The organism is Roseibium sp. (assembly GCF_965233565.1).
In the GTDB taxonomy this organism is placed as follows: Bacteria; Pseudomonadota; Alphaproteobacteria; order Rhizobiales; family Stappiaceae; genus Roseibium.
The window spans coordinates 2,082,121-2,096,895 of the sequence record NZ_OZ247494.1 but is presented as its reverse complement, the minus strand read 5'-3'; the positions used below and the strand labels follow the sequence as shown (position 1 = coordinate 2,096,895).

General features: G+C 60.4%; 13 protein-coding genes. 7 read left to right on the top strand and 6 right to left on the bottom strand.

What is annotated here, in order from left to right:
* Positions 1 to 48: 48 nt before the first annotated feature.
* From ACO6TG_RS09650 to ACO6TG_RS09640, 3 genes are read left to right on the top strand one after another with little or no spacing between them, the layout of a single operon-like run.
* Entirely contained in the window at positions 49 to 720 is a 672-nt protein-coding gene (locus ACO6TG_RS09650; RefSeq protein ID WP_422377981.1) for a response regulator, read from the top strand.
* Positions 713 to 2,110: a sensor histidine kinase N-terminal domain-containing protein gene (locus tag ACO6TG_RS09645; RefSeq protein WP_422377980.1), complete on the top strand. Its 1,398-nt coding sequence runs from the start codon at positions 713 to 715 to the stop codon at positions 2,108 to 2,110. The genes ACO6TG_RS09650 and ACO6TG_RS09645 overlap by 8 nt, the downstream gene beginning before the upstream one ends.
* The gene (locus ACO6TG_RS09640; RefSeq protein ID WP_422377979.1) at positions 2,107 to 3,177 is read left to right on the top strand and encodes an ABC transporter substrate-binding protein; all 1,071 of its coding nucleotides are present in this window, start codon (positions 2,107 to 2,109) and stop codon (positions 3,175 to 3,177) included. Before ACO6TG_RS09645 ends, ACO6TG_RS09640 begins: the two co-directional genes overlap by 4 nt.
* Positions 3,178 to 3,239: 62 nt before the next feature.
* Here ACO6TG_RS09640 and ACO6TG_RS09635 read toward each other — a convergent pair whose 3' ends face one another.
* Entirely contained in the window at positions 3,240 to 5,375 is a 2,136-nt protein-coding gene (locus ACO6TG_RS09635) for a TonB-dependent receptor domain-containing protein (protein WP_422377978.1), read from the bottom strand.
* Positions 5,376 to 5,633: 258 nt separating this feature from the next.
* On the opposite strand from ACO6TG_RS09635, the gene ACO6TG_RS09630 reads away from it, so the two are divergent.
* From ACO6TG_RS09630 to ACO6TG_RS09615, 4 genes are read left to right on the top strand one after another with little or no spacing between them, the layout of a single operon-like run.
* On the top strand, positions 5,634 to 6,722 hold the full coding sequence (locus ACO6TG_RS09630) for a hemin-degrading factor (protein WP_422377977.1): 1,089 nt from the start codon (positions 5,634 to 5,636) through the stop codon (positions 6,720 to 6,722).
* Positions 6,719 to 7,615, top strand: a complete 897-nt coding sequence (locus ACO6TG_RS09625; RefSeq protein WP_422377976.1) for a heme/hemin ABC transporter substrate-binding protein — start codon at positions 6,719 to 6,721, stop codon at positions 7,613 to 7,615. Before ACO6TG_RS09630 ends, ACO6TG_RS09625 begins: the two co-directional genes overlap by 4 nt.
* 8 nt (positions 7,616 to 7,623) lie before the next feature.
* Positions 7,624 to 8,757 (top strand): FecCD family ABC transporter permease, encoded by a 1,134-nt coding sequence (locus ACO6TG_RS09620; RefSeq protein ID WP_422377975.1) that lies wholly within the window; start codon positions 7,624 to 7,626, stop codon positions 8,755 to 8,757.
* 10 nt (positions 8,758 to 8,767) lie between these two features.
* A complete protein-coding gene (locus tag ACO6TG_RS09615) occupies positions 8,768 to 9,592 on the top strand; it encodes a heme ABC transporter ATP-binding protein (protein WP_422377974.1) in 825 nt (274 codons plus the stop codon).
* Between the two features lie 112 nt (positions 9,593 to 9,704).
* Here the strand turns inward: ACO6TG_RS09615 and ACO6TG_RS09610 are convergent, their stop codons facing one another.
* The 5 genes from ACO6TG_RS09610 to ACO6TG_RS09590 are packed head-to-tail and all read right to left on the bottom strand — an operon-like array spanning position 9,705 to position 14,711.
* On the bottom strand, positions 9,705 to 11,213 hold the full coding sequence (locus ACO6TG_RS09610) for a mannitol dehydrogenase family protein (protein ID WP_422377973.1): 1,509 nt from the start codon (positions 11,211 to 11,213) through the stop codon (positions 9,705 to 9,707).
* Between the two features lie 2 nt (positions 11,214 to 11,215).
* Positions 11,216 to 11,989 carry an L-iditol 2-dehydrogenase gene (locus ACO6TG_RS09605; protein WP_422377972.1) on the bottom strand — a complete coding sequence of 258 codons (774 nt, stop codon included), beginning with the start codon at positions 11,987 to 11,989 and terminating at the stop codon, positions 11,216 to 11,218.
* On the bottom strand, positions 11,986 to 12,990 hold the full coding sequence (locus ACO6TG_RS09600; protein ID WP_422377971.1) for an ABC transporter ATP-binding protein: 1,005 nt from the start codon (positions 12,988 to 12,990) through the stop codon (positions 11,986 to 11,988). Before ACO6TG_RS09600 ends, ACO6TG_RS09605 begins: the two co-directional genes overlap by 4 nt.
* A 10-nt stretch (positions 12,991 to 13,000) precedes the next feature.
* Positions 13,001 to 13,831, bottom strand: coding sequence for a carbohydrate ABC transporter permease (locus ACO6TG_RS09595; protein ID WP_422377970.1), 831 nt, complete (start codon positions 13,829 to 13,831; stop codon positions 13,001 to 13,003).
* A 13-nt stretch (positions 13,832 to 13,844) separates the two neighbouring features.
* Entirely contained in the window at positions 13,845 to 14,711 is an 867-nt protein-coding gene (locus ACO6TG_RS09590) for a carbohydrate ABC transporter permease (protein ID WP_422377969.1), read from the bottom strand.
* Between the last annotated feature and the right edge of the window lie 64 nt (positions 14,712 to 14,775).

Below are 14,775 nucleotides of genomic sequence, written 5' to 3'. Positions count from 1 at the left end.
ATGTGGCAAATGGGCGATGCAATGCTTGGCGCCGGGAGGACAAAGTCAGTGCGTTTGCTGCTGGTTGAAGACACGTTTGACATGGCCGAGGCGATCATGATCCGGCTGGAACGCTCCGGTGTTGCCTGCGACCTGGCCAAGACGCTGGAGGAGGCGCGGGACTGTGTCGAGGTCCAGCGCTATGACGTGATCGTTCTGGACATCAATCTGCCCGACGGGCTTGGAACCGAACTCCTGAAGGAGTTGCGGAGCCGCGGTGACCGGACACCCGTCCTGATGCTGACAGCGGAGTTTTCGGTCGACAACCGGGTGTCGTCGCTGGATTCGGGCGCGGATGATTATCTGGTCAAACCGTTCGATCATCGCGAACTGGAGGCGCGCATCCGGGCGCTCTACCGGCGTGAGCTCGCCGACAAGGCGGAAGAGTTCCGGATCGGCAATCTGACCTTCAACGCCTCCGCGCGGCTGGTTCGGCGGGATGACAGCCCCATAAGCTTGACCCGGCGCGAGTTTTCGCTGCTGGAGATCCTGATCCACAATCGCGGCAAGACTGTCAGCAAGGAGCGCCTGTTTGAAGGTGTTTTCAGTTTTCAGGACACGGATGTCAGCATGAATGCGCTGGAGCTCTATATTGCCAGGCTGCGCAAGAAGCTGTCGGGGTGCTCGGTCCGCATCGAGACCCAGAGAGGGCTTGGCTACAAGCTGGATGCCGATGACTGACCTGCTGCGCCGGCTGGCCACGCTGTCACTGACGGCCCGCGTGGCCCTCGGCATCGCCTTTCTGTTGATTTTCGGCGGCGTGATCGTTTCCATCGCCGCCTTTGCCTATGGCCGGGAGGCCGCCCGCACGGCCTACGACCGCTTGCTTCTGGGGGCGGCCACGGACATTGCCTCGGCTATCACGGTGCTGGACGGACGACCGGAAATCGAACTGCCGGTCTCCGCATTCGAGTTGCTGGCCCTGGCTCCGGACGACCGGATCGGCTACCGCATCATCGGCCCGGACGGGGAGACGCTCACCGGTTACGATGAACTTTTAGTCCCCTCCGGGCGCAAACCGTTGAACGAAGGCTTTTTTGACGGAAGTTTCTTTGACGAACCCGCCCGTTTTGCCGTCGTCTCCCGCCGTTTTGCCGAACGAACCTTGAATGGCACGATCAAGGTCGTGGTCGGCCAGACGCTGCTGGCCCGCGATGCGATGGCCTATGAAATCACCCGGAACGCGCTTTACGTTCTGGCGGCGTCAGGCCTTGCCATGATTCTATTGTCCGTGATCGTCGTGCGTTCGGTGCTGAAACCGCTTGAGACCATCGCCGGGGGGCTGTCGCGGCGAGACCCGCATGACCTGACGCCGCTCGACACCTCCGTTCCCCGGGAGACGCAGGTGATGATCAGCGCGCTCAACGGTTTCATGGCTCGTCTCGACCGGCAGATGAATTCCATGCGACACCTCATTTCCGATACGGCCCACCAATTGCGCACACCGGTGGCGGCGCTCAGGGCACAGGCGGATCTTTTCGAGGACGAGCCTGATCTGGGGCGCAAGGAGAAGATCGTCGAGCGCATCCAGACCCGATCCGCGAGTCTTGGCCGGCTGCTCGACCAGATGCTGGCCCAGGCACTGGTGATTCACCGGGGTGACAGCGCCCGCCGGGAGGCCGTCGACATGCGCGACATCGCGCTCGACGTTTTCGAGGATGGTGACCACGCAATCCTCAATCCCGAATTCGACGTTCAACTGGAAATCGGCGAACGGCCGGTCATCGTGATGGCCGACGAGCCTTCCTTGAGAGAGGCGCTGAAAAACCTGCTCAGCAATGCGGTCAAATACGGAGCGTCACCGGTCCGGGTCGGTGCAACGCAGTCAGGCAAACGCGCAGCGATCTGGGTCGAAGACAGCGGTTCGGGGCCGGCGGAGGAGGTGTTGGCGGAACTCGGCAACCGGTTCAACAAGGGCACGCTGTCCCGGCAGGCAAGTTCCGGTCTCGGACTTGCCATTGCCCATTCCGTCGCCCTGTCCTTTGGCGGCGAGCTCAAGCTTGAACGAACGGAGCGCGGGACGTTCCGCGCGTCGCTCGAGTTTGATGGCGCGCCGGAGTGGACGTCATGAGTGACCGCTGCGTCTTCAGGCTCATGTTCCTTTGGGTGTTTCTTGTCTGGACTGGGTGCACTGTCCAGGCCCAGGAGATGATCCGCGTTTTTGGTGCGGCAGCTCCGGCCGAGGTCTTCGTGCTGCGCTCAACCACCGATATCTCGGTCTTCGGGCCTGTGGTCGAACGGTTCCTTGAGACCCGTCCGGATCTGCAGGTCCGGTACGAGCAATGGGGGTCAAACGGGCTCTACAGCCTCAGCCGCCAGGATTGCCGGGAGAAACGGCCGGGGGCAGATATCGTGATCAGCTCCGGGGTGCACCAGATGGTGAAACTGGTCAACGAGGCCTGCGCCTGGTCCTACTCGTCGCGGTTGACAGCAGAGCTTCCGGCTGCGCTCAGATGGAGGAACGAACTCTGGGGCATTACCCGGGAACCGGCAGTGATGGTCTTCAACCGGGATCTTGTGCCGGTGGCAGACATTCCGCAAACCCGGTTCGACCTGCTTGACCTGCTGCGGCCGGCCGACACCCCATATGCGGGGCGGGTGGCCACCTATGACATCGAACAATCCGGACTTGGCTATCTTTTCGCGTTTGCCGACGCCCAGGAAGCGACCACGTTCGGTGCATTGCAGGAATCGCTTGGACGTTCGGGCGCTGTTTCAACCTGCTGTTCCGCCGACATCATCCGCAGTGTGGCTGAAGGCAAATACCTGGTGGCTTATAACGTTCTGGGCTCCTATGCCCAGGGATACCAGCGGGAAGACGACCGCATCGGTATTGTCTTGCCGTCCGATTACACTCTGGTGCTGTCGCGCGCGTTGATGATCCCGAAGGATGCGGTCAACAAGGCTGCCGCGGAGCAGTTCCTCGACTTCCTGCTGTCGCCGGAAGGCATCACCGCGTTGCAGGAGACACTCCTGATCAGTCCGTTGCTGGAAGGCGAAGATGGCAATGAGGGCGAAGCGGTCAGCCCGACGGCCTTGCGCCCGATCGGCCTGTCGCCGGCACTGATGGTGGCGCTGGATGCCTTGACACGGGAAACCTTCCTGCGGCGCTGGCGGGAGACGTTTCCGGGGCCCTGAGTTTTTGGTGTTGAACAGGTTGAATGATCCGCCGCCCGCGGGGACAAGCGGCGGATCAAGGGTCAGAATGTCTTTGCGAAGCTCAACTTGAAACTCCGGCCGGCACCTTCGTCGTTGCTGAGATGGTGCTGGTAGGACTTGTCGAAGACATTGTCGATGTTGAACCGGAACTCGCTACCGGCCAGGTGGCCTTCCGTCGGTTTCCAGGCAGCATATAGATTGTGCAGGACGTAGCCGGCGGTTTCGTCCTCGGAATCACCGACGCGGTCCTGGGCGGCGTAGAAGTCTCCTTTCCAGCCGAAATCGAGGTTCCATGGCCGGTGTACATAGCCGATTTTCAAAAAGGCGTTGTCGGCAGGCACGGCATTCATGTAGCCACCCGTGCTGACATTTTCTCCGCGGATCAGCGAGGCGCCGAGGGTGCCGTAGACGCTGTCGGTGACGTAGGATGCCTCGAGTTCCAGGCCCTCATAGCGGGTCTTCGGAATGATCTCCGTGACCACCGACGTGCCGTTCCAGTAGCTGGCATAGTAGTTGGTGATGTTGTTGCGGAAGGCGGTGCCCTTCAGGCGGAAGGCGTCACCGCTGACAATCAGATCATCGAAGGACAGCGTCATGCCGACCTCGAAGTTGTTCGATTGTTCCTTCTGGATCGCGTTGACCGTGTAGTTGGAAAAGACTTCATCGAGCGACGGCAGGCGTTCGGTGTGGGCGACCGAGCCGAACACGCCAAGCCAGTCGGTCATCTTGACCATCGCGGCCAGCTTCGGTGAATAGCCGAATTTGGTCTTGTCCTCGTTGAGATTGACCCTGTTTCCGCTGCTGTTGACATAGCTGCCGACGTGAACGTTGCTGTAATCAATGCGCATGCCGGGGATCAGCGTGACACGGTCGTTCCAGATGAACTCAGCCTGGGCATAGACGCCGGCAGATGTCGAATCCCCTTCCGGGTGAGAGCCGGAGCCGCTGCGGGTATAGGAGCCGAAATCTCGCGGATTGCGTCGTTCCTGGTACTGGCCGTCCAGGCCGGTGGTCAGGTAGGCCATCCAGGTGTCGCTCAGCTCGAATGTGGCGACGTTATCGATCTTGGCCTGGTAGGTCTCGTAGGAGTATTCGGAGTTGTAGCCGAACGGGTAGTAGCAAAAGGTGGGACTGAAACAGATCTGGTCCTGGTTCTTCTGCTTGACGTGCGTGTCCGACCAGCTGACCTGGGCTTTGACATCAAGGAGATCGTTGCCGGAGAAGGCGTTCTCGTAGCCCAGAATGGCGGTCTGATCGGTTACTTCCCGGTCGACGTCGCCGAAGCTCGTGCCCCAGGCGATCTGGTCGTAATTCTGATTGTCCTCGTCGCTCGACCAGTTTTGATAGCTCGCGAAGACCGATTGATCGTCATTTTCACCGAAAGTGTAGCGCGCCTTGATCAGCCCGTTGACGGAGTTGAAATCGGAGTCGCCGATCTTGTCGCCGTGACCATCCGTCAGATCCTGAGACTGGCGGTAATTGAGCGCGCCGAGCAGCTCAAGATTCTTCACCGGTTGGGCGGCAATGATTGCACTGCCCAGCCAACCGTTGCCGTTGGAATCCCAGGAGGTCTTCACGCGTCCGCCCAACATGTCACCCGGAGCCAGGAAATCGCTGGCGTCCTTGGTGGTGAAGGTCACGACGCCTCCCATCGCACCAGAGCCATAGAGCGTTGAAGACGCCGGTCCGCGCAGCACTTCCACCTGTTTGTAGAGTTCCGGGTCGGAGAAGAAAGAGCCCATCCGGTACTGCTCGTAGAACTTGTTGACGCCGTCGACCTGGATGATGATCCGGGTTTCGTCTCCGGACAGGGACTCGCCGATACCGCGGATATTGATACTTTCGCCGAATACGGAATTCGAACCGATTGGCGTGACGCCGGGCACTTCGTTGAAAATGTCCCCGATCGTACGGGCCTGCTGCGCGTCGATGGCCTCCTGATCGAGAACCGTGACTGCCTGAGGCGTGTCGATGGCAACTTTCGGGATGCCGGCACTGACGACGATCTGTTGCAACACGGAAACCGTGTCGCCAGACGGAAGAGCTGTCTCTGCTTCTGTCTGGGTTCCGTTCTGATCGGCCGTGTTGTCCTGCGCGAACGCCCCGCCGCTAAAAGCGAGTACCCACAGGGCAACGCCGCCAAGAAGGCGGTTGTTAAAGGTCTGCTTGAGCCCCATCAAAATCTCCAAGAATGCGCGTTGTTCGCGTCCTTTTCGCCGCCCCTCGATCGGCGTTTTTTAAACATGAGTCACTGACTCAGGTATTGCGGTGATAATGAAACATGAATATAAGAGTCAAGTATTAGATCGCGATCGCGCAGAGAATTTGCCTCTTTAGAAGAGTTCAAGATTATCTCGCAGTCTCAGTCCTTTAGCAGAATGAAGCTGAGTGCATCGCTCGCGTGATACGAGCCACAGACCTTGAGGGCAGGACCCATGAAAGCCGAACAGATTGCCGCTGAAACCAGGCCAGTTGCCGCTGAAATTCGTCAGGCGCGGGAGCAGAATCCGAAGATGCGCGAGCGCGATCTGGCGCGGCTGCTGGGCATCTCCGAGGCCGAGTTCGTGGCCAGTCATGTCGGCCACGGCGCCAGGCGAATCGTTGCCGATTTCGAAGTTCTTTTTTCAGGACTGCAAACGGTCGGCGAGGTAATGGCACTGACCCGGAACGAAAGCGCCGTTCATGAAAAGACCGGCCCGTTCGAGAAATTCGTAAACGGCAAGCGGGCGGCACTGATGCTGGGCGAACAGATCGACACGCGCATGTTCCCTGCAAACTGGGTGCATGGCTATGCGGTCGAAAAAACGGACGGCAAGGACGTGCGCCGGTCGCTGCAGTTCTTCGACGCCCACGGCGATGCGGTGCAGAAGATCCATGCGCGCCCGGCAACGGACCTGGCCGCCTGGACTGCGTTGGTCGAGACCCTGCTGCTCGACGATCAGACCCCTGACATCTTGCCGAACGTTACCGATGCCGAACCGTTCTCCCGCAAACTGCCGTCTGACGGTGTTCAGGAGATCCTGCGCGAACGCTGGCAGGCAATGACCGACCCGCATCAGTTCCACGGGCTGCTCAAGGATCTGGACATCGACAGGGTCAGCGCCTTTGAACTGGCCGGAGAGGCCTGGGCCTGGCCGCTTGATCGGGGCTCCGTTCCGGCATTGCTGCGGCTGGCCGCTTCCGAAGGCATTCCAATCATGTGTTTTGTCGGCAACCGCGGCTGCATCCAGATCCATTCCGGCGAGATTTCAACCGTGATGGACAAGGGACCCTGGATCAACGTCATGGATCCGTCGTTTGATCTGCATCTCAGGACCGACCACATCTATGAGGTCTGGGCCGTGCGCAAGCCGGCCGATGTCGGTCATGTCACGTCGATTGAGGCCTATGACAGCGACGGTCAGCAAATCATCCAGTTCTTCGGTGTGCGCGGAGAAGGCAATCGCGAGCGTGCCGACTGGCGCGGACTTGCGGAGAATCTGCCGAAACTCGACCGGGCCATCCAGCTGGGAGCGGCAGAATGAGACTCATTGATCGCAAACGGGCTGCCGGACTTACCACCGCAGTTGCCTTGACTTTGGCTGCCCTTGTCATGCCGGGCGAAACGATTTTGGCGGGGCCGTCGGAGACTTCGGACGCTGAACGCATCGTGGCCATTGGCGGTTCGGTGACCGAGATCGTTTTCGCGCTGGGGGAACAGGACCGGTTGATTGCCCGTGACAGCACAAGCATCTTCCCGGCCGAAGCCAATGCATTGCCGGATGTCGGATATATACGCCGGCTGTCACCGGAAGGCGTTCTGTCGGTTAATCCGGAATTGCTGCTCATGCTGGAAGGCAGCGGACCGCAAGAGGCTGTCGACGTCCTGAAAAAGTCCGGTGTTGCCATTGCCGATGTACCTGAAGATTTCAGTGCGGACGGCATTGTCGACAAGGTTAGAGCCGTGGGGCAGGCACTCGGTGTGGAGAAAAAGGCCGCAGAACTCGCCGAAAAGCTGGAAGCGGATCTCGACTCTGCACAGGCGGACGCAGCGGGTAAAACCGAAGGGGTCCGTGTACTTTTCGTCTTGTCGACACGTGGCGGTCGTATCATGGCGTCGGGTCGTGACACGGCTGCGGATGGCATTCTTAAACTCGCTGGTGCGGAAAATGCGGTTGCCGAGTTTCCTGGCTACAAGCAGCTCAGCGATGAAGCCATTTTGAGTGCTGCGCCCGATGTGATCCTGATGATGGACCGGACGGGTAATCACGCTTCGAATGCAGATGACCTTTTCAGCCATCCCGCTCTGGCACAAACGCCTGCCGGAAAAAACAACAGACTGATCAAGATGGGTGGGCAGTATCTGCTTGGTTTTGGCCCCCGGACGGCGGAAGCGATCCGCGATCTGGCGGAGCAACTGGCTGAGATCAGGAGCTGATCCTTCTGATGACCGAGACCTCTTTGCCGGAGCGTTCCTTGCCGTTCTCCAGATGGTTTGGCAGCCATGAAGCCAGGCACGGCGATCGGGAGCCGCGCGCGCGTGCTGTGATCGTTTTGCTTGTTCTAGCCACGGTCACTGTCATGCTGTTCAGCCTGGCGACCGGCCCCATTGCTGTGCCCGTGCTGGACATCGTTCCGCATTTCCCAGCCTATTTTCTGTCGTCGATCGAAGGTGCGCCCGAAGGCGTTTCGTTGCGCGACTGGATCGTGGTCATGGATATTCGGTTGCCGCGTGTCACGCTCGGTGCTCTTGTCGGAGCAGCTCTGGCTGTCTCCGGCGCGGTCATGCAGGGCCTCTTTCGAAACCCGCTGGCGGACCCGGGAATCGTTGGGGTCTCTGCAGGTGCCGGCCTTGGAGCTGCTTGCTTCATCGTGCTCGGCAACACGTTGCTGGCACCGGCAATGGCCCTGCTCGGGATTTATGCGGTTCCGCTGGCTGCGTTCGCCGGCGGCCTGATCACAACACTGTTGCTCTACCGGATCGGCACGCGCGGTGGCATCACGTCCGTTGCAACCTTGCTGCTGGCGGGCATTGCCCTCGGCGCCTTGACCGGTGCGATGACGGGACTTCTGGTTTATGTCGCTGATGACCAGGAGCTGCGCGACCTCCAGTTCTGGGGACTTGGCTCCCTGGCTGGGTCTAACTGGGAAAAGGTTTTGTCGGCTGCGCCTATTATTTTGCTGATGTTGGTCTGTGTTCCTTTTCTGGCCAGGGGGCTCAACGCCCTGACACTTGGTGAAGCGGCCGCCAGCCATATCGGCATTCGGGTTCAGCGCCTGAAAAATCTCAGCATTGTTCTCGTCGCTGCGGCGACAGGCGCATCGGTTGCCGTCAGTGGAGGCATCGGGTTTGTCGGCATCGTCGTGCCGCATCTCCTGCGCCTGACCATCGGGCCGGATCATCGATATTTGCTACCGGCCTCGGCTCTCTTGGGAGCGTGCCTCCTGATTGCCGCCGACACGCTGGCCCGAACGATTGTGGTCCCGGCCGAAATGCCGATCGGCATCATCACCGCTTTTGCCGGTGCGCCATTCTTCTTGTGGATCCTGCTGCGCAAGCGCGGGCTGATGGGCCTTTGAGGAGGACGTGATGCTGCATCAACCGGTTTCTGAAGGCGTGTCGCTGACATCCGATCTTGTGCTTGACCGGGCTTCGGTATCGGTTGGCAGGACGCAGATCGTCAAGGACATTTCCTGTCATGCCAGGGCCGGAGAACTTCTGGCGATCATCGGCCCGAGCGGTTCTGGCAAAACCACCTTGATGCGGGCGATGACAGGAGAGATGCCCTATGCTGGCGCGATCCGGCTGGCCGGGCTGGAGGTCAGTGGTCTTGCGCCGGAGTTCCAGGCCGAACTCAGGGGCGTCTTGCCACAGGCAAGTCAGATCTCCTTTCCGCTCAATGTTTCGGAAGTGGTCGGTCTCGGGCTGATCGACCGCCGTCGCGGACGGCAGGAAAGATCCCGCCGGATCGCCGACGCGCTCGGCCGGGTCGGGCTCGCCGGATTTGAAGGTCGTACCTACCAGGATCTGTCCGGCGGTGAGCAGCAACGCGTGCAGCTGGCCCGCGTGTTGTGCCAGGTCTGGGACCCTTTACCGGCCGACGGACCTCCACGCTGGCTGTTTCTCGACGAGCCGGTCTCCAGCCTCGACATCAAGCACCAATACCAGATCATGCGTCTGGCGGCGGCCTATGCAGCCCGGGGTGGCGGTGTCGTTGCCGTCATGCATGACCTCAACCTGACAGCCGCCTTTGCCGACAAGGTGCTGGTCATGCGGAACGGCGAACGGCTTGCCTTCGGGACAAGGGATGAGGTGATGCAGCCCGAACTCCTGTCAAAGGCCTATGATTTCCCACTGGAAATCATCCCGCACACGGGCGCGCGACCGGTGATTGTGCCGATGGAAGGCGAGTGACCGGGCCCGTTCACTTGACCGGCAATTTGCCAGACGATGCAGGCTTTCCTCGGTGCGCTGCTTCGGCAAATGCGCAAATCAGGTTTGGTTCAAACACGATTATCCGGTGCGTTTAGGCTGTTGCTTTCTGATCCGGGGCAGCTGCGGAGAAAGTACCGTCCACGTAGCTCTTGAGCGTTGCGGCAACGCCGTTTGCCCTGATCCTTTCCACTGCATGACGGAAGGCCCTCAGGAAGGCCTCGTGCGTTGCCAGTGTGCCAAACAGCTCTGGCAATGTGGACAGTTCCGGATCGCCTTCGAAGACGCTGCGGGCCCAGGCGTGAAGGAGATCGGCGCTTTCGTCCTCGATGACATGCGTGTTGCCCTGTTCGTCTCTGCCCAGGCAGTAGCGGCACCAAAGCGCAGTTTCAAGGGCGAGGCCCGTGATGGAGAGGCTCCGGTCCAGCCGGTCCTGAATGGCAGGTAGAATGAATTTCGGCTGGCGGTTTGAACCGTCAAGGCAGAGGCGCGGAATGGTATCGCCGACGGCCGGATTGGAAAATCGTTCCATCACTGTGTCGAGATAGGCTTCGAAACTGACGCCAGGAATTTGCGGAACCGTGGGCAGGATTTCCTGTTTCTCGAGCCGCTTCAGATAGGCCTGGATCAGCGGATCGGCCATTGCGTCATGGACGAAGTGATGTCCAAGCAGGGCGCCGGGATAGGCAATCGCCGCGTGACCGCCATTCAGGATACGCAGCTTCATCAACTCGTAAGGGGCAACGTCTTCGACGAACTCAACGCCGACCTTTTCCAGGGCCGGCCGGCCCGTCGGGAAATTGTCTTCCAGAACCCACTGGCGGAACGGTTCGCAGACCACAGGCGCCGCGTCGGCGAGGCCAAAGGTCTCCCGGACGAGCTGGCGTTCCCGGTCACCAGTTGCCGGGGTGATGCAATCCACCATGCCGCTTGGAAAGGCGACATTCTCTTCAACCCAGTCGCCTGCTTCGTTGGACAGAGCGCGCGCAAACCCGGCAACGGCCTGACGGGCGATATGACCGTTTTCCGGCAGGTTGTCGCAGGACATGACCGTGAAAGGGGCAAGGCTGCTGTTCCGCCGCTTGAGGAGAGCAGAGACAAGGGCGCCGAAAACGGTTTTGGGGGCGTCCGGGCGGTGTAGATCAGCGAGGATCTCAGGATGCGCAGCATCAAAGCCACCAGTGTTCGGATCCACAAAATAGCCGCCCTCAGTGATCGTCAGCGAGACGATGCGGATGTCCGGTTGGCAGAGACGCTCCACGAGCTGTGCCGGATCGACCTCCAGGAAGTCGATCATGGCGCCACAGACCAGTGCGTTCAGACCTTCGGGCGCCAGTTCGACCACGGTGGTCAGCCAGTCCTGCGGTGCGAGACGATCGCGCATGGCCGCGTCATAGGGTTTCAGCCCGGCGCCAATGATGGCCCAGTCGAGGCTTTCGCCAGTGTCGAACAACCTGTTCAGATAGACCGCCTGATGGGCCCGGTGAAAGTTTCCGACACCAATATGGAGGATGCCGGGCGACAGGTCGTCCCGGTGATAGGCCGGCCTGGCAATATTGCTTGGAAGGGTCGTGAGCACAGTGTTGTTCAACTCTTGGGTCATGGTCAGCTCATCCAGTTGCCGCCATCGACGTTGTAGGTCTGCGCGACCACGTAATCGGCGTCGGAACTCGCCAGGAAAACCGCCATGCCGGTCAGGTCATCGGCGGTGCCCATGCGGCCAAAGGGCACTGCGGCTCCGACCGCGGCCTTTTTTTCGCCGGGTTGAAGGCCTTCATGTTTGGCGAAGAGCGCGTCGACGCCGTCCCAGTGTTCGCCGTCGACCACACCGGGGGCGATGGCATTGACGTTGATGCCGTGTTTGATGAGGTCGAGGCCAGCGGACTGGGTCAGGCTGATCACGGCGGCCTTGGTGGCGCAGTAAACGCCCACAAGAGCCTCGCCGCGCCGGCCTGCCTGGCTCGCCATGTTGATGATCTTGCCGCCCTGACCGCGCCGGATCATCGACCTGGCGGCGGCCTGCAGCGTGAACAGCGCGCCTCCGACATTGATCTTGAACAGCCGGTCGTAGCTGTCGCGGGTGATTTCCACGATGGGTGCGAGATCGAACAGCGCCGCGTTGTTGATCAGGATGTCAAGACCTCCCGTTCTGGCTTCGATGGCTCCGATCGCGGCGTCGATCGAGGCCTGATCGGTGACATCTAGCTCGACCGCATAGGTACCCGGACCGATCTCGGCCGCCGCTGCCTCGGCACCGGCCAGGTTGATATCGCCGATGGCGACTGTTGCGCCTTCGGCCACATAACGTTCGGCAAAAGCCTTGCCGATGCCGCGGGCGGCGCCGGTGATCAGCGCGGATTTTCCGGTCAGGCGCGTCATGCGATCCTCAGGCCCTGGTTGTCGAAACGGTGAATCTTTTCCGGATCCGGCGTGAGATAGACGGTGTCGCCGTGGCGCAGGCCGACCTCGCCGGAAGAGCGCACGGTAAGCGGCTCATCCAACCCGTCGATCTCGACATACAGGAACGTGTCGGACCCCAGATGCTCGGACACACCGACAGTGCCCTGCCACTTGCCCTCGTTCGCCGAAACCGTCAGATGCTCTGGCCGGATGCCGATGGTGGTGGCGTCATATTCGGACGCATAGGCGCCCATCAGGAAATTCATCTTCGGCGAACCGATGAAGCCGGCGACGAACTTGTTGCGCGGCGTGTGATAAAGATCCAGCGGCGAGCCGACCTGCTCGATGACACCTGCCTGCAGCACGACGATCTTGTCGGCCATGGTCATTGCCTCAACCTGGTCATGGGTGACATAGATCATCGTCGTCTGGAGCGACTGGTGCAGCTCGGAGATTTCCAGGCGCATGTTGACACGCAACGCCGCATCCAGGTTCGACAGCGGTTCGTCGAACAGGAAGGCCGCCGGCTCGCGGACAATGGCGCGGCCGATGGCAACGCGCTGACGCTGGCCGCCGGACAGCTGTCCCGGCCGTCGGTCCAGGTAGTCCGTCAGGTTCAGGACCTTCGCGGCCGCTTCCACCTTCGCGTTCTGGGCGTCCTTGTCGAGACCGGCCATACGCAGCGGAAAGGCGATGTTCTTGCGCACCGACATGTGCGGGTAGAGCGCATAGGACTGGAACACCATGGCAAGACCGCGCTTGGCAGGTGGCACTTCGGTCGCGTCCTTGCCGTCGATGGTGATCTGGCCGCTCGTTGTGTCCTCCAAGCCCGCGATCAGACGCAGCAGCGTGGACTTGCCGCATCCCGAGGGGCCGACAAAGACAACGAATTCACCATCGTTGATTTGCAGATCCAGCGGCGGGATCACCTGGACGTCGCCGAAACTCTTGGTGATCTGATTAAGGGTAATCTGACCCATGGTCCGTCTCCTATTTAACCGCGCCGAAGGTGAGGCCGCGCACAAGCTGTTTCTGGCTGAACCATCCGAGGATCAGGATGGGGGCAATCGCCATGGTCGAGGCGGCGCTGAGCTTGGCGTAGAAAAGGCCTTCCGGGCTGGAATAGCTGGCAATGAATGCGGTGAGGGGCGCGGCCTTGGCGGCCGTCAGGTTCAAGGTCCAGAACGCTTCGTTCCAGGCCAGGATGAAGTTGAGCAGCATCGTGGAGGCAATTCCGGGAATGGCCATCGGCGTGAGGATATAGAGAATTTCCTCTTTCAACGTGGCCCCGTCCATACGGGCTGCTTCCAGGATCTCGCCGGGGATTTCCTTGAAGTAGGTGTAGAGCATCCAGACGATGATCGGCAGGTTGATCAGCATCATCACGATGGTCAGACCCACGCGGGTATCCAGGAGACCCAGTTGAATGAACAGGAGATAGATCGGATAAAGCACGCCGACGGCGGGCAGCATCTTGGTGGACAGCATCCACATCAGGATGTCCTTGGTGCGTTTGGAGGGCACGAAGGCCATCGACCAGGCCGCCGGGACCGCAATGATCAGCCCAAGGACGGTCGAACCGCCGGCAATGATCACCGAGTTCCAGAGGAAACGCATATAGTCTGAGCGTTCCTGAACGATGGAATAGTTCTCCAGTGTCCAGTCGAAGAACAGGAACAGCGGCGGGTCGTTGATCGCCTGGGCTTCCGTCTTGAAGCTGGTCAGGATGGTCCAGAGGATCGGGAAGAAGATCAGGAGGCCGATGGCCCAGGCGGCCATCGTGTTGATCGTCTTGCGGCGGGTGGTAACAGCGCGTGCCATGTGCAGTCCCTCCTCAGGTGTCCAGGTTTTTGCCGACGATGCGCATCAGGAAGATGGCAACGATGTTGGCGAGAATGATTGCGTAGACACCGCCTGCCGATCCGAGGCCGACATTCTGGCTTTCCAGAACCCGCTGGAAGATCAGGTAGGTGAGGGTTCTAGTGCCGAAGGCGCCGCTTGTGGTGACGAAGATCTCCGCGAAGATCGCAAGCAGGAAGATCGTCTGGATCAGCACCACAATGGTGATGGCGCGCGACAGGTGCGGCAGGATGATGAAGGCGAAGCGGGACAGCGGCGGCGCGCCGTCCATTTCGGCGGCTTCCAGCTGTTCACTGTCGAGCGACTGAATTGCCGTCAGCAGGATCAGGGTGGCAAAGGGGAGCCACTGCCAGGACACGATCAGGATAATGGAAAAAAGCGAGGCATCGCTGAGCCACTCGATTGGCTGGGCGCCGAAGGCCTTCCACAAATGGGCGAAGAGACCGTTCACCGGATCCATGAACATGTTTTTCCAGACAAGCGCGGAGACCGTGGGCATGACAAAGAACGGCGCGATCACGAGGATGCGGACAATGCCCTGGCCCCACATGGGCTGGTCGAGAAGGATCGACAGCAGGACGCCGAAGACAATGGTGATGACCAGCACGCCACCGACAATGATCAGGGTCGTCTGGACGCTGGGCCAGAAGGCGCTGGAGGAAACGAAGCGGACATAGTTGTCGAACCCCACCCATCCGAGATCGCCACCGCGCAGCGGCAGGTATTTCTTGAACGAGAACACCAGGGTCATCGTGAGCGGGATGAGCATCCAGCCGAGCAGCAGAATGACAGCGGGCGCCATCATGATGCGGGCGGCGGAGCGGGAGTGCTGGGTAGCCATGGACACACCTTCTCTGTTGACGGAAGCAAGCTTACCGCGACGAGGGAGTGATGGGGGTGCTTGT

Excerpts from the sequence above, each read along its gene's own strand:
- ACO6TG_RS09645 (WP_422377980.1), top strand. The coding sequence starts at position 713 with ATGACTGACCTGCTGCGCCGGCTGGCCACGCTGTCACTGACGGCCCGC.
- ACO6TG_RS09640 (WP_422377979.1), top strand. The coding sequence starts at position 2,107 with ATGAGTGACCGCTGCGTCTTCAGGCTCATGTTCCTTTGGGTGTTTCTT.
- ACO6TG_RS09635 (WP_422377978.1), bottom strand. The coding sequence starts at position 5,375 with ATGGGGCTCAAGCAGACCTTTAACAACCGCCTTCTTGGCGGCGTTGCC.
- ACO6TG_RS09630 (WP_422377977.1), top strand. The coding sequence starts at position 5,634 with ATGAAAGCCGAACAGATTGCCGCTGAAACCAGGCCAGTTGCCGCTGAA.
- ACO6TG_RS09625 (WP_422377976.1), top strand. The coding sequence starts at position 6,719 with ATGAGACTCATTGATCGCAAACGGGCTGCCGGACTTACCACCGCAGTT.
- ACO6TG_RS09620 (WP_422377975.1), top strand. The coding sequence starts at position 7,624 with ATGACCGAGACCTCTTTGCCGGAGCGTTCCTTGCCGTTCTCCAGATGG.
- ACO6TG_RS09615 (WP_422377974.1), top strand. The coding sequence starts at position 8,768 with ATGCTGCATCAACCGGTTTCTGAAGGCGTGTCGCTGACATCCGATCTT.
- ACO6TG_RS09610 (WP_422377973.1), bottom strand. The coding sequence starts at position 11,213 with ATGACCCAAGAGTTGAACAACACTGTGCTCACGACCCTTCCAAGCAAT.
- ACO6TG_RS09605 (WP_422377972.1), bottom strand. The coding sequence starts at position 11,989 with ATGACGCGCCTGACCGGAAAATCCGCGCTGATCACCGGCGCCGCCCGC.
- ACO6TG_RS09600 (WP_422377971.1), bottom strand. The coding sequence starts at position 12,990 with ATGGGTCAGATTACCCTTAATCAGATCACCAAGAGTTTCGGCGACGTC.
- ACO6TG_RS09595 (WP_422377970.1), bottom strand. The coding sequence starts at position 13,831 with ATGGCACGCGCTGTTACCACCCGCCGCAAGACGATCAACACGATGGCC.
- ACO6TG_RS09590 (WP_422377969.1), bottom strand. The coding sequence starts at position 14,711 with ATGGCTACCCAGCACTCCCGCTCCGCCGCCCGCATCATGATGGCGCCC.